General features: G+C 73.2%; 6 protein-coding genes. 3 read left to right on the top strand and 3 right to left on the bottom strand.

Annotated features, from left to right (window positions below; all coding sequences use genetic code 11):
- Window positions 1-206 precede the first annotated feature (206 nt).
- The 3 genes from ACIRA5_RS22605 (at window position 207) to ACIRA5_RS22595 (ending at window position 7,389) form a co-directional block, all read left to right on the top strand.
- Complete coding sequence (locus tag ACIRA5_RS22605) at window positions 207-938, top strand: VIT1/CCC1 transporter family protein (protein WP_403693236.1); 732 nt, start codon at window positions 207-209, stop codon at window positions 936-938.
- A 396-nt stretch (window positions 939-1,334) separates the two neighbouring features.
- The gene (gltB, locus tag ACIRA5_RS22600; protein WP_403693234.1) at window positions 1,335-5,936 is read left to right on the top strand and encodes a glutamate synthase large subunit; all 4,602 of its coding nucleotides are present in this window, start codon (window positions 1,335-1,337) and stop codon (window positions 5,934-5,936) included.
- Window positions 5,929-7,389, top strand: a complete 1,461-nt coding sequence (locus ACIRA5_RS22595) for a glutamate synthase subunit beta (RefSeq protein WP_403693232.1) — start codon at window positions 5,929-5,931, stop codon at window positions 7,387-7,389. Before gltB ends, ACIRA5_RS22595 begins: the two co-directional genes overlap by 8 nt.
- Window positions 7,390-7,530: 141 nt before the next feature.
- Here the strand turns inward: ACIRA5_RS22595 and ACIRA5_RS22590 are convergent, their stop codons facing one another.
- Genes ACIRA5_RS22590 through ACIRA5_RS22580 form a run of 3 tightly spaced genes read right to left on the bottom strand, consistent with a single transcriptional unit; the run spans window position 7,531 to window position 14,751 of the window.
- Window positions 7,531-8,541, bottom strand: coding sequence for an ABC transporter ATP-binding protein (locus ACIRA5_RS22590; protein WP_403693231.1), 1,011 nt, complete (start codon window positions 8,539-8,541; stop codon window positions 7,531-7,533).
- Window positions 8,538-11,315: an ABC transporter permease gene (locus ACIRA5_RS22585; protein ID WP_403693230.1), complete on the bottom strand. Its 2,778-nt coding sequence runs from the start codon at window positions 11,313-11,315 to the stop codon at window positions 8,538-8,540. The genes ACIRA5_RS22590 and ACIRA5_RS22585 overlap by 4 nt, the downstream gene beginning before the upstream one ends.
- A gap of 1 nt (window position 11,316) precedes the next feature.
- Window positions 11,317-14,751, bottom strand: a complete 3,435-nt coding sequence (locus ACIRA5_RS22580; RefSeq protein ID WP_403693228.1) for an FtsX-like permease family protein — start codon at window positions 14,749-14,751, stop codon at window positions 11,317-11,319.
- Window positions 14,752-14,850 lie beyond the last annotated feature (99 nt).

The raw sequence follows: 14,850 nt of genomic DNA, 5'->3' as shown, positions 1-14,850 counted from the left end.
TCCCACGGGAGGGGGCGGGGGGAGCCGTCCGCGGCTCCTCATTCACCCGGTCGACATCTGTGCATGATCCTTCACGGATGAGCGCTTGAGGGTAAAACCGCAGGTTAGCCCAGCCTTTCCTTGCTGGCGGAGAAGAAATTCCAGGCGTAGTTTCGTGGTTGTCGAAAAGTAGAAACAGTCCAATCGACGGATCCTGGGGGACCGGTATGTCCATCATCGAGACCGAAGCGACGCTGCACGAGGCGCACCGCGACAACCACACCCACCGGGACGTGAACGGCGGATGGCTGCGCCCGGCCGTGTTCGGTGCGATGGACGGGCTCGTGTCCAACCTCGCCCTGATGACCGGTGTCGCCGGCGGGTCCGTCTCCCATCGGACGATCGTCATCACCGGGCTCGTGGGCCTGGCCGCCGGCGCCTTCTCCATGGCCGCGGGCGAGTACACCTCCGTCGCCTCGCAGCGCGAACTCGTCCAGGCCGAACTCGACGTCGAGCGCCGTGAGTTGAGAAAGCATCCGGAGGACGAGGAGCGCGAGCTCGCCGCACTGTACGAGTCGCGCGGCGTCGATTCCGCGCTCGCCCGCGAAGTGGCCAAGCAGCTCTCGCGCGACCCCGAACAGGCCCTGGAGATACACGCCCGCGAAGAGCTCGGCATCGACCCCGGCGACCTGCCCTCCCCGGCCGTCGCCGCCGTGTCGAGCTTCGGCTCCTTCGCCCTGGGCGCCCTGCTCCCCCTGCTGCCGTATCTGCTCGGCGCGACCGTCCTGTGGCCCGCGCTGCTGCTCGCGCTGATCGGGCTCTTCGCGTGCGGGGCGATCGTGGCCCGGGTGACGGCTCGAACCTGGTGGTACAGCGGAATCCGGCAGCTCGCGCTCGGGGGTGCCGCGGCGGGTGTGACATACGTCCTGGGCAGCCTGTTCGGTACCGCCGTAGGATGATGTCTCGCGCACTTATGCAAGGGACTGCATAAGTAGCCGTTACTCGCTGGTTTCGATTGCTTAACCACTGGGAATGAGCCGTAAGCGCTGCGGGCAATGAGGCCTGCGCCGCGCCAGCGCGGTGGGTGACGTTGCCCGCCGCACTCCGGGCCCACGGACACCGATCTGTCCGCTTAGGCCCCCTTAACTTCACTGTCGTGCGAGGTACCCCCACGCCACCCCTGGGTGTCCGCATGTTGGAACGCAGTATCCGGTTCCCGAGAACCACCCCATCATGTAACCTGCACGAAATTTTGCACCCCTAAGCAGAGGGCCAACGTCGTCCCTCGGCACATGCTCCCCCAGAGCCGAAGAGCCTGGGAGGTGCCCCCAGCCACGACGACGACGGGAGAGCCGATGCGTACGCCGCGCCAGCCGTCCCAGCACTCCACGAATGGCCAGAACTGGTCCTTCATGGATGCTCGCCCTGCTGCACAGGGTATGTACGACCCCCGCAACGAGCACGACGCCTGTGGCGTCGGCTTCGTGGCCACCCTCACCGGTCAGGCGAGCTACGCGCTGGTCGAGCAGGCGCTCACCGTGCTGCGCAACCTGGAGCACCGGGGCGCCACCGGCGCCGAGCCCGACTCGGGCGACGGTGCGGGCATCCTGTCCCAGGTCCCCGACGCGTTCCTCCGTGAGGTGGCCGGATTCGAGCTGCCCGCGGCCGGCGCGTACGCGGTCGGTATCGCCTTCCTGCCGAAGGACGGCACCGAGGACGCCGTCTCACGGATCGAGACGATCGCCGCCGACGAGGGCCTGACCGTCCTCGGCTGGCGCGAGGTCCCGGTCGCCCCCGAACTGCTCGGCGCCACCGCCCGCTCCACGATGCCCGCCTTCCGCCAGATCTTCGTCGCGGACGGCGTCTCGACCGGCATCGAGCTGGACCGCAAGGCGTTCGTGCTGCGCAAGCGCGCCGAGCGCGAGGCCGACGTGTACTTCCCGTCGCTCTCCGCGCGCACCATCGTCTACAAGGGCATGCTGACCACCGGCCAGCTGGAGCCCTTCTTCCCGGACCTGTCCGACCGCCGCTTCGCCTCCGCGATCGCGCTCGTGCACTCCCGGTTCTCCACCAACACCTTCCCGAGCTGGCCGCTCGCCCACCCGTACCGCTTCGTCGCGCACAACGGCGAGATCAACACGGTCAAGGGCAACCGCAACTGGATGAAGGCCCGCGAGTCCCAGCTGGTCTCCGACCTCTTCGGTGACAAGGGCCTGGAGCGGGTCTTCCCGGTCTGTACGCCCGACGCGTCCGACTCCGCCTCCTTCGACGAGGTGCTCGAGCTCCTCCACCTCGGCGGTCGCTCGCTCCCGCACTCCGTGCTGATGATGATCCCGGAGGCGTGGGAGAACCACGACTCCATGGACCCGGCCCGCCGCGCCTTCTACCAGTTCCACTCCACGATGATGGAGCCCTGGGACGGCCCGGCCTGTGTCACCTTCACCGACGGCACCCAGGTCGGCGCGGTCCTCGACCGCAACGGTCTGCGCCCCGGCCGCTACTGGGTCACCGACGAGGGTCTCGTCGTCCTCGGCTCCGAGGTCGGCGTCCTCGACATCGACCCCGCGAAGGTCGTCCGCAAGGGCCGCCTCCAGCCCGGCAAGATGTTCCTCGTCGACACCGCCGAGCACCGCATCATCGAGGACGACGAGATCAAGGCCGCCCTCGTCGCCGACAAGCCGTACACGGAGTGGCTGGAAGCCGGCGAGATCGAGCTCTCCGACCTCCCCGAGCGCGAGCACATCGTGCACACCCACGCCTCGGTCACCCGCCGCCAGCAGACCTTCGGCTACACCGAGGAAGAGCTGCGCATCATCCTCGCGCCGATGGCCAACACCGGCGGTGAGCCGCTGGGCTCCATGGGCACGGACTCCCCGATCGCGGCCCTGTCCGCGCGCCCGCGTCTGCTCTTCGACTACTTCACCCAGCTGTTCGCGCAGGTCACCAACCCGCCGCTGGACGCGATCCGCGAGGAGCTCGTCACCTCGCTGCGCTCCTCGCTCGGCCCGCAGGGCAACCTCCTGGAGCCCACCGCGGCGTCCTGTCGTAGCGTCACCCTGCCCTTCCCGGTGATCGACAACGACGAGCTGGCCAAGCTCATCCACATCAACGCCGACGGCGACATGCCGGGCATGAAGGCCGCGACCCTGTCCGGTCTCTACCGGGTCAGCGGTGGCGGCGACTCCCTCGCCGCGCGGATCGAGGAGATCTGCGCGGAGGCCGACGCCGCCATCGAGAACGGCGCCCGTCTGATCGTCCTGTCGGACCGCCACTCCGACGCCGAGCACGCGCCGATCCCCTCGCTGCTGCTCACCGCGGCCGTCCACCACCACCTCATCCGCACCAAGCAGCGCACCCAGGTGGGCCTGCTGGTCGAGGCGGGCGACGTCCGCGAGGTCCACCACGTGGCCCTCCTCATCGGCTTCGGCGCCGCCGCGGTCAACCCCTACCTGGCGATGGAGTCGGTCGAGGACCTGGTCCGCGCCGACACCTTCCTGACCGGTATCGAGGCCGAGCAGGCCATCCGCAACCTGATCTACGCGCTCGGCAAGGGCGTCCTCAAGGTCATGTCCAAGATGGGCATCTCCACCGTCGCCTCCTACCGCGGCGCCCAGGTCTTCGAGGCCGTCGGCCTCGACCAGGCCTTCGTCGAGAAGTACTTCAACGGCACCGCCACCAAGATCGGCGGCGCAGGTCTCGACGTCATCGCCAAGGAGGTCGCGGCGCGGCACGCCAAGGCCTACCCGGCCTCCGGCATCGCCCCGGCGCACCGCGCCCTCGACATAGGCGGCGAGTACCAGTGGCGCCGCGAGGGCGAGCCGCACCTGTTCGACCCGGAGACGGTCTTCCGCCTCCAGCACTCGACGCGCTCCGGCAGCTACGACATCTTCAAGAAGTACACGGACCGGGTGAACGAGCAGTCCGAGCGCCTGATGACGCTCCGCGGTCTGTTCGGCTTCACGTCCGACCGGCAGCCGATCCCGCTCGACGAGGTCGAGCCGGTGAGCGAGATCGTCAAGCGCTTCTCCACCGGCGCCATGTCGTACGGCTCCATCTCCAAGGAGGCGCACGAGACCCTCGCCATCGCCATGAACCAGCTGGGCGGCAAGTCCAACACCGGCGAGGGCGGCGAGGACGCGGACCGGCTCTACGACCCGGCGCGCCGCTCGTCGATCAAGCAGGTCGCCTCCGGCCGCTTCGGCGTCACGTCGGAGTACCTGGTCAACGCCGACGACATCCAGATCAAGATGGCGCAGGGTGCCAAGCCCGGCGAGGGCGGTCAGCTGCCCGGCCACAAGGTCTACCCCTGGGTCGCCAAGACCCGGCACAGCACCCCGGGCGTGGGCCTGATCTCCCCGCCCCCGCACCACGACATCTACTCCATCGAGGACCTGGCCCAGCTGATCCACGACCTCAAGAACGCGAACCCGCAGGCGCGGATTCACGTCAAGCTGGTCTCCGAGGTCGGTGTCGGCACGGTCGCCGCGGGTGTCTCCAAGGCGCACGCGGACGTGGTGCTCATCTCCGGCCACGACGGCGGTACGGGCGCCTCCCCGCTGACCTCCCTGAAGCACGCGGGCGGCCCCTGGGAGCTCGGCCTCGCCGAGACCCAGCAGACGCTGCTGCTCAACGGCCTGCGCGACCGTATCGTCGTGCAGACCGACGGCCAGCTGAAGACCGGCCGTGACGTCGTCATCGCCGCGCTGCTCGGCGCCGAGGAGTTCGGTTTCGCGACCGCGCCGCTCGTCGTCTCCGGCTGCGTCATGATGCGCGTCTGCCACCTGGACACCTGCCCGGTCGGCATCGCCACCCAGAACCCGGTGCTGCGCGACCGCTTCGCCGGCAAGGCCGAGTACGTCGTGAACTTCTTCAAGTTCATCGCCGAAGAGGTCCGCGAGATCCTCGCCGAGCTCGGCTTCCGCACGATCGAGGAGGCCGTCGGCCACGCCGAGAACCTCGACGTGGAGCGGGCGGTCACCCACTGGAAGGCGCAGGGCCTGGACCTGTCCCCGCTCTTCCACGTGCCCGAGCTGCCCGAGGGCGCGGTGCGCCACCAGGTCGTCGCCCAGGACCACGGTCTGGAGAAGGCGCTCGACAACGAGCTGATCAAGCTCGCCGCCGACGCGCTGGCCGCGAACACCCAGGCCGACGCCCAGCCGGTGCGCGCCCAGGTCGCGATCCGCAACATCAACCGCACGGTCGGCACCATGCTCGGCCACGAGGTGACGAAGAAGTTCGGTGGCGGGGGCCTGCCCGACGACACCATCGACATCACCTTCACCGGCTCCGCGGGCCAGTCCTTCGGCGCCTTCCTGCCGCGCGGTGTCACGCTGCGCCTGGAGGGTGACGCCAACGACTACGTCGGCAAGGGCCTCTCCGGCGGCCGGGTGATCGTCCGTCCCGACCGGGGCGCCGACCACCTCGCCGAGTACTCGACCATCGCGGGCAACACCATCGCGTACGGCGCGACGGGCGGCGAGCTCTTCCTGCGCGGCCGCACCGGCGAGCGCTTCTGCGTCCGCAACTCCGGCGCGACGGTGGTCTCCGAGGGCGTGGGCGACCACGGCTGCGAGTACATGACCGGCGGCCACGCGGTCGTCCTCGGCGAGACGGGCCGCAACTTCGCGGCCGGCATGTCCGGCGGCATCGCGTACGTCGTCGACCTGAACCGCGACAACGTCAACGCCGGCAACGTGGGCGCCGTCGAGGCCCTCGACGAGACCGACAAGCAGTGGCTGCACGACGTGGTGCGCCGCCACCAGGAGGAGACCGGCTCGACCGTCGCCGAGAAGCTCCTGGCCGAGTGGGACAGCATCGACGGGGGTGCGTCCCGCTTCAGCAAGATCATCCCCAGCACGTACAAGGCAGTGCTCGCCGCCAAGGACGCCGCCGAGCGAGCCGGACTCCCCGAGTCCGAGATCACCGAGAAGATGATGGAGGCGGCGACCAATGGCTGATCCCAAGGGCTTTTTGAACCACGGCCGCGAGGTCGCCAGGACCCGCCCCGTCGAGGAGCGCGTCAAGGACTGGAACGAGGTCTACGTTCCCGGTTCGCTGCTCCCGATCATCTCCAAGCAGGCCAGCCGATGCATGGACTGCGGGATCCCGTTCTGCCACAACGGCTGTCCGCTGGGGAACCTGATCCCCGAGTGGAACGACTACGCCTACCGCGAGGACTGGGGAGCCGCGTCCGAGCGTCTGCACGCCACGAACAACTTCCCGGAGTTCACGGGCCGCCTGTGCCCCGCTCCCTGCGAGTCGGCGTGCGTGCTCGGCATCAACCAGCCCGCCGTGACCATCAAGAACGTCGAGGTCTCGATCATCGACAAGGCGTGGGACACGGGCGACGTCGCCCCGCGGATCCCGGAGCGCCTGTCGGGCAAGACCGTCGCCGTCATCGGCTCGGGCCCGGCGGGCCTGGCCGCCGCCCAGCAGCTCACCCGGGCGGGCCACACGGTCGCCGTGTACGAGCGTGCCGACCGCGTCGGCGGCCTGCTGCGCTACGGCATCCCCGAGTTCAAGATGGAGAAGCGGCACATCAACCGTCGCATCGAGCAGATGCGCGCGGAGGGCACCCGCTTCCGCACCGGCATCGAGATCGGCCGCGACCTCAAGGCGACGGACCTGCGCAAGCGGTACGACGCCGTGGTCATCGCCGCCGGCGCGACGACCGCGCGTGACCTCCCGGTCCCCGGCCGCGAGCTCAAGGGCATCCACCAGGCCATGGAGTACCTGCCGCTGGCCAACAAGGTGCAGGAGGGCGACTACGTGGCGCCCCCGATCACGGCCGAGGGCAAGCACGTCGTGGTCATCGGCGGCGGCGACACCGGCGCGGACTGCGTGGGCACCGCCCACCGCCAGGGCGCGGCCTCGGTCACCCAGCTGGAGATCATGCCGCGACCGGGCGAGGAGCGGAACCCGGGCCAGCCCTGGCCGACGTTCCCGATGCTCTACAAGGTCACCTCCGCGCACGAGGAGGGCGGTGACCGCGTCTACGCGGTCTCCACCACCCACTTCGAGGGCGACGAGGACGGCAACGTCCAGTGGCTGCACCTCACCGAGGTCGAGTTCGTCGACGGCAAGCTGAACCAGAAGCCGGGCACGGAGCGCAAGATCCCCGCCCAGCTGGTCACGCTGGCCATGGGCTTCACCGGCACCGACGTCGAGAACGGCGTGGTCTCGCAGTTCGGCCTGGAGCTCGACGCGCGCGGCAACATCGCCCGCGACGCCGAGTTCGCGACCAACGTGCCCGGCGTGTACGTCGCCGGTGACGCCGGCCGCGGCCAGTCGTTGATCGTCTGGGCCATCGCGGAGGGCCGCTCGGCCGCCCGCGGGGTCGACCGCTTCCTGACCGGGGCCAGCGACCTGCCGGCCCCGATCCGCCCGACGGACCGCTCGCTGATGGTCTGACGCTCCACCCCGACAGACGTCCCGTACAACGGCGTACGGAACTGAACGCGGCGCCTGCCTTGTCCCCGACCGGACGGTGGTGGGCGCCGTGGTGCGTCGTCGGCAGGTCGGGCCGGCGGCGGGGCGTCGTGGTGGCCGGTCTCAGTCGGCCGGGCGCCCGGTGTCGTCCGGCCAGACCCCGATGTGGTCCTGCTCCAGTTCCAGCATCACCCGGTCCTCCATCCCGAGGGCCGCGGTGTACTCGGCGGGCAGCTGGAGCCGGCCGGCCCGGTCCAGCGTCGCGAACTCCCGTGCCACCAGGGACTCCTGGCCCTGCGCGTCGACCTCCGTGCGGCGCAGCACCTCCGTCGAGGTACGGCCGTCACGGATCGCGACCGCGCGCCGGACCTCGCCGGCGACCGCCTGGTCGTGCGTGACGATCACGATCGTCGTGCCCAGCTCCTCGTTGGCCCGGCGGAACGCCGCGAAGACCTCCGCGCCGGTCGCCGAGTCGAGTTCGCCGGTCGGCTCGTCGGCGAGCAGCACGGACGGCGCGTTGGCGAGGGCCACGGCGATCGCGACCCGCTGCTGCTGCCCGCCGGACATCTGCGACGGACGGCGGCCGTGGCAGTCGGCGACGCCGAGCATCGCGAGCAGCTCCTCCGCCCGCTCGGCCCGCCGCTTCCCGCGGCCCCGGCCACCCTTCAACTGCATGGGCAGCGCCACGTTCTGGGCCGCCGTCAGATAAGGGAGGAGATTGCGGGCCGTCTGCTGCCAGACGAAACCGACCACCTCACGGCGGTAGCGCAGCCGGTCCTTCGCGTTCATCGTGAGCAGATCACGGCCCGCGACCCGCGCGGCGCCCGCGGTGGGCACGTCGAGGCCGGCGAGGATGTTCATCAGGGTCGACTTGCCGCTGCCGGAGGCGCCGACCAGCGCCATCAACTCGCCCTCCCGGACCAGCAGATCGAGCCCCTGGAGCGCCTGCACCTCCACCCCCGCGGAGCCGCCGCGACCGGGGGAGTTGCCCCCGGCCGACCGGCCGGAGAAGATGCGGACCAGCCGGTCGCAGGCGATCAGGGCGTCCCGCCCGTACGCGGGCCGGTCGCGGCGCGCCGCCGCCCGATGCTCCAGCTCCGCCAGGCTCGTCCGCGAGGTCGTCGCACGGGTCATCGCATGCCTCCTGTCCTGAGTTCGGTGATCGACGTACGGCGCCCCGCCCACCAGGCCTGCGCGACGGCCACCGCCCACGCCAGCAGCACCGTGCCCGCCGCGGGCAGGAGCAGCGACCACACGTCGGTACGCAGCGACGCGCCGACCACCGGAACTCGGCCCGCCGCGGTGGCCAGCGCGAGACGTTCCAGGTCGATGCCGGGAGCGAGCAGCCGGACCGTGGCCCAGCCGGCGAGCATCCCGCCCGAGGCCGCGAGCAGCGCCTGGGGCAGCGCGTCCAGGCTGAGCAGCCGACGGCCCTGGCGGGGTGTGAGGCCCATAGTGCGCAGCCGGGCCAGCAGCGCGGCCCGCTCCGGCGCCGACTGAAGGAGGGAGAGCAGCAGGGCGAGCACGGCGTACCCCGCACCGGCCAGGGCGGCCGTGGTGTAGATCCGCTCGGCGCCCGCCTGCAACGGCGCATCGGAGAGCGCCGCCCGTTCCTCGCCGCGCAACGTCACGGTGAGGCCCTTCCCGGCGCCGCGCACGGCCGTCCGCAGGGCCGGTGCGTCGAGTGCGGCACCGGTCGCCAGCAGCGTCGTCGGGCCGGAGCGTGTGAGGCCCGCGGCGTCGACCAGCAGGAAGTCGGCACCGGGGGCGGCGGGGGTGCGGGAGCGTACGGCGGCGATCCGGACGGTGAGGTCACCGGCGAGGGACGTGATCCGACGCGGTGCGCGGCCCAGGCGCTCCGCGAGACCGGGGGAGGCGACGGCGTTCAGCACACCCCCCGTCCCCGCACCCTCCGCCCCCTTCGGCCTCAGCACCTCCGCGGGGAAGGCCCCGAGGCCCGTCTGCCGGGCCAGCCGGGCGTACGACGCCGGCTCGACCCCGATCAGCGTCAGGCCCTCCTTCGCCCCTGCCCCGCCGGAGGTGAGCTCCGCCGTGCGCTCGATCCGCACGGCCGTCACCGCACGTACGCCCGCGACCTTCCGTACCGCCCCCGCCACGCCCGCCGGGAGCGGCGTCACCTCGCCCGGTCCCGCGATCCGCGCGTCCGCGCCGGTCGCCAGCAGCGCGGCCCGGTCCCGGGCGTCGGACACCCCGGCGAGCACGGAACCGCCGAACGCCGCCGTCGTCAGGGCCAGCAGCAGCGCCAGCAGCGGCAGCGCGACGCCCACCGTCGAGGAGCGGCCCGCGCGGGCCAGCGACAGGAAACCGACCACCCCGCGCCCTCGCGCGGCCGGCCGGGCGGCCCACCGCAGCGGCAGCGGATACAGCCGTACGAGCACCAGCGCCGCGATCAGCCCGACCAGGACCGGAGCGGCGCTCACCAGAAGGTCGCCCGCGCTGGACGCGCCGCGCCGCCGCAGCGCCACGACCGAGCCGACGGCCAGCACCAGCACGGTGAGTTCGGCGACCGTGCGGCGTCTGCCAGGCCTGGCGTGGGCGAGATCGTCGCGCTCCGCGTGCGCCCGCGGCCTGCGGTGCGCCACGACCGCCCGCACCGGCAGTACGGCACAGGCGAGGAGAGCGACGGCGGACGCCCCGAGCACGGCGGGCAGCAGCCGGGCCTCGTCGACGCTGAGCACGGCGAGCAGCAGACCGGCGGCGGCCGCGGGCACCGCCACGACCGCGGTCTCGGCAAGGAGCCGTCCGGCGATCCCACGCAGCGAGCCGCCCCGCGCACGCAGCAGGGCGAGTTCGGCGGCCCGGCGGACGGCGACCAGCCCGCCGGCCATCACCAGGACGACGGCGGCGACCGCACCGATCCCGAACGCCCCGACCGCCACGACGGGCGTGATCGCCGCGCGGGTCGTCGTGTAGGAGCCGACGACGGTCTCCAGATCGGTGGCGACGGCCGCGGTGCTCCCGGCCACCTCGCGCATCCGCAGCAGCTCGGGCCCGCCTTCGAGGGAGGCGATCCGGGAGACGAGCCCCGTCACGTCCTGTGCGGTGAGCCGTTCGGTGGCGGGGGCGAACCGCCAGTACAACTCCGGCTGTCCCTGGCTGCCGAGGAGCACCGGGGCGGCGTCGGGTGCCAGCAGGAGGCCCGCCTCCCAGTAGAACTGCGGCGGGGGGGACGAGTCCGCGGCCACGCCCGGGGTACGCAGGACCGGCTCCGCGGACCAGTAACCGCCCTGCGGATGCCGGGGCTCCACGATCCCGGTGATCCGCACGACCAGCGGCGCACCCCCGAAGCCGTCCACGTCGATGACGGAACCGACCCGCAGCCGCAGCGTCCGGGCGGTCGCCTCGGTCACGGCGGCCTCGACCTTCCTGGTGTCCGCCGTCACCTCCCCGGCGGCGGTGGGGAGCCGTCCGCCGCGCACGGTGGAGTGGGCGGCGAGTTCCGACTGCGCGGCCAGCGTGAAACGGGGCGGCGCGTCGATCACCGGCAGCCAGGGGTTCAGCCCGACGAGACTCTTGGAGGTCCGCATCCCGTAGGCCGACTCCCTGGTGTCCGCCCGCAGCGGCGCGGGCAGCCTGGCCAGTGCCGCGCGCCGGACGGCCGTGAGAGCCGGGGGCCGTACCGCCTTCTCCCTGGTGGCCTGCGCGATCTCCAGCCCCGGCTGCGGTGCGCTCAGTTCCACCACGGTCGCGGCCGGGGGCGCTCCGGCGATCTCCTGCCGCAGCCCTTTCGTCTCGTACGCGTCAAGGGCCCGCGGCAGCGCCGCCGCGAGGAACGCCGTGACCAGCACGAGCACTCCGAACGCGACGGCCGCTCCGGGGGCGGTCCGCAGCCGCGTACGCACCCAGGGCGCCGCGCCGCGCTCCGTGCGCTGCCTCCACCGGGCCATCTCAGCTGTCCCCCTGGTGGCGGAGCGCGACCGCCGGGGCGGCGCGGCGGACAGCCGTCGCGGCACTGATCAGCAGGGGCAGGGCCGCGACGCCCACGAGGAGCAGCGCCACCTGGGACACCGGGAGTTCGACGAGGACGCGGGGGACCGGTCGCGCGGCACCCGGGGTCAGCACGATCAGCGGGACGACCGCCCGGGTCAGGACGGTGCCGAGGCCGAGACCGGCGAGCAGACCGGCCCCGATCAGCAGGCCCTGCTCCACGGCGACCAGCCGGGCGAGTTCCCGGCGGCCCGCACCCAGGGCCCTGAGCACGGCGAACTCCGCGGACCGCTCGCGCCGGGAGCCCGCGGTGCCCACCGCGAAGCCGCCCGCGGCGAGAGCCGCGGCGGCCACCGCCACCGCCAGCAGCGCCGCGCGCGGCCCGGCGCCGAGCGGGTCGCCCAGCAGCCGGTCCGCGGCCTCGTCCCGTACGAGCACCTGGTCCGGCTCGATGTCGGGGCGCGCCCGCAACGCGGCCGCGACCTGTGCGGCCCTGCCGGGGGCGGTGCTCAGCCACCATTCGGCCGGTGCGAGCGGAGCGCGTGCGCGCTGCGCGAACACGGCGTTCACGGCGCGCAGATCCACCAACAGCGCACCCCCGTCCGCCATGTCCGCCCCGCCCTCGTCCGCCGCACCGTCCGATGCTCCCGCCGCGTCCGCGGAGGTCCCGGCCCAGACCGCGCCCGTTCCGGTCGTCGGCAGCTCGCTCACCGACCGCACGATCGTCACCCGCAGCCGCTCCCCGTCCAGCGTCACGTCGATGCTCTCGCCCGGCTCGGTCCCGGCCGCGCGCAGAAACGCCCGGGTGGCGACGGCCGCGACCGGTGCCGGATGTGTGGCCCGCGCGGCGTCGAGGCGGACGGTGAACTCCGGCGGGCCGGAGGGCGACTCCTCGCTCCCGGGCGCGTCGCCCGTCCCGTACGAGACCGTCAGCGGGGTCGTCCTCGACGCGGCCGGACGCAGGGCCGTCGACGGGAGCGCCGCTCCGTCCGCCGTCTCGGTCCTGCTGCCCCGCCAGCGCACCCCGGCGGGCACCGCGACCGCGCGAGCGGTTTTGCCGGGGCCCGTGGACAGCATCCGTACGACGGTGAGCCGGTGCTGCTCGGGCTCGCCCGCGGGAACCGTGCCGTCGAGCTGCAGCCCGGTCAGCCGCAGCGGCCCGGCAGGCGTGGCGCGGGCGCCCGAAGCCGACACGTCCAGGTCGAGGATGACACGGTGGACCCGGCCGTCGACGGGCAGCTTCCCGGCGCTCAGCCGGTACGCGATGCCGTAGCCGTCCTCGACGACGACGGTGACCAGGGGCGCGAGTCCGGAAGGAGAACGCCCCGCCTTCGCCCCTTCACCCGCGGCCGTCGTCCCGCCCGTCGCCGCCGTCTCGTCGGCGATCCGCAGGTCGAGCGCGAGCCGCCGGGTGCCCTCGGGCAGCGACACCGAGGCTTCGGCCGCCTTCTCCCGAGGCGCGAGACCCCCAAGCAGCCGCCCCACGGGCTCGTCGGCGAGATCGCCGCGCATCAGCATCCCCTCCCCGGCGTGCGCCGTGTCCAGAGCGAGCACCGTCGCCCTGCGGCCGCCGGAGAGATCCGTGGTGGCGCGGTAGGCGGGAGCGGCGTCCCGTACCCCGGGCAGCGCGGCGTACAGACCGGTCTGGCCGGGGCTGCCCGGCCTGCCGTCCAGCACCCGTACGGAAGCACCCGTCCCGAAGTCCGCCTGGTCGCCCTGCGACCGCTGCCACGACGCGCTCTGCCCGATCGCCAGCATCCCGGTCGTCACGGCCAGGACCAGCAGCAGCACCGGCCCCGCCCCACGCAGCGGACGCCGGCTGAACTGCCAGCCCGCCAGCGCCGCCGGCAGGCCCCGCCCGCTCGCGGCCCGCCGCTCCGCGAGCCGTGCCCCCAGCGGCAGCAGCCGCAGCGTCAGCACCGTGCCCGCCAGCAGTGCCAGTGCGGGCGCCGCGACCAGCAGCGGATCGATGCCCAGATCGCCCGCCCGGTCACGGCTGAGCCCGCCGCCACCGGACGAGCCGGTCTGCCGGTCGAGTTGCCAGTACGCCACCGCCGCGATCAACAGCAGCCCCACGTCGGCCCCGGCCCGCACCGGCGCCGCGCCCGCCGCGGCCCGCACGCGCCGCAGCCGCGGCGGCGCACCCGCCGTCGCGGCCAGCGCGGGCGCCACGACCGCCGCCGCGCAGCACACCGCGACCCCGGCCGCGACCAGCCACACCTGGAGCACCGGAGCGTCCCCGAGCCGCACCCCGGTCCGGTCGAGGGACGACCACCGGGCGAGCAGCCGCACCAGCGGGCCGGACACCAGCGCGGCACCCACCGCCGCCGGCACGGCGAGCAGCAGCGCCTCCAGCGCGGCGAGGCCCGTGATCCGGCGGCGCGAGGCACCCCGCGCCTTCAGCAGATCGGTCTCCCCCGCCCGCTCGGTGTCGAGCAGCCGGGCCACCAGCAGCAGCGCGTACCCGGCGAGCAGCACCAGCTGGACGGAGACGATCATCAGCGTGGACCGGGAGACGAGCAGCGCCCGCCCGGTCCTGTCGAGCACGGCGGGCAGCGCCGTCCGCACGGTCGCCCCGGCTCCGAACGCCGCGTTCTCGCGCAGCACTTCGGGCTCGCGCGCCGCAGCCTCCCGCAGCGCGTCGATGCCGTCGGTGGTCAGACTCCGGTAGTCGGCCGCCGCCACCCACCCGGTGGTGCCCGCGGAGGTGCGGGAGGCGAGGACGGACGGGTCGGCGAGCAGCGGGCCGTAGGTGGTGAAGTCGACGGTGCGCACCCCGTGACCGCCGAGGGTGTCCAGCTGCCAGTACGGATCCGCGCTGTCGGCGGCCCGGTACACACCGGTGACCCGGACCGTCAGGGGCGCGCCGCCCAGCCGGTCGGTCAGGGCGATCCGCGCGCCGGGCCGCACCTTCAGCCGGTCGGCGGCGACTTCGGGCAGCGCGACGGGCACGGGAGCGGTGCGCGCCGCCGGGGCCGGGCCGGGCGGTGTGCCCGAGACCAGCCTGATCCGCGACCGGTCCAGGGCAGCGAAGTGGGTGAGGTCCGGTTGCCCCGCGCGGCCATCGGTGCCCTGGAGGGAACGGGGCAGCGCGTACGGCCCCGAGCCGCGCAGCGTCCGTACGGTCACCGGAAGCCCGGCGAAGGTCCGGCGCGCACCACGGACCGCCGCGTCCTGGGCCGCCTCCTCCCGGCCGCGGGGTACGTCGGCGCTGATGACGAGCGAGGCGGAGGTCGCGGCCGGGCCGCTCAGGTTCTGTCGGAGCGCCGCGTCCCCGACCGAGGCGGAGAACGCGGCGAGGGCGGCGAGCACCGAGGCGGTCAGCAGCACCGCGAGCAGAGCGGCGCCGAGCAGCAGCCGATGCGCCCGAACGCGCAGCAACAAGAAGCCCGTCACTCGTCCCCCACCCGATGGCCGAGCCACCCCCTCGCCAACCCGCCATGAATATCATGGGATTCCGTTCCGGGTACATGAGTTCCATTCCGCAGGGGGTGC

This window comes from Streptomyces sp. NPDC096311, from assembly GCF_044763085.1.
In the GTDB taxonomy this organism is placed as follows: domain Bacteria; phylum Actinomycetota; class Actinomycetes; order Streptomycetales; family Streptomycetaceae; genus Streptomyces.
Note: the sequence above shows the minus strand (reverse complement) of the source record. Positions and strands in the feature narration are given on the sequence as shown.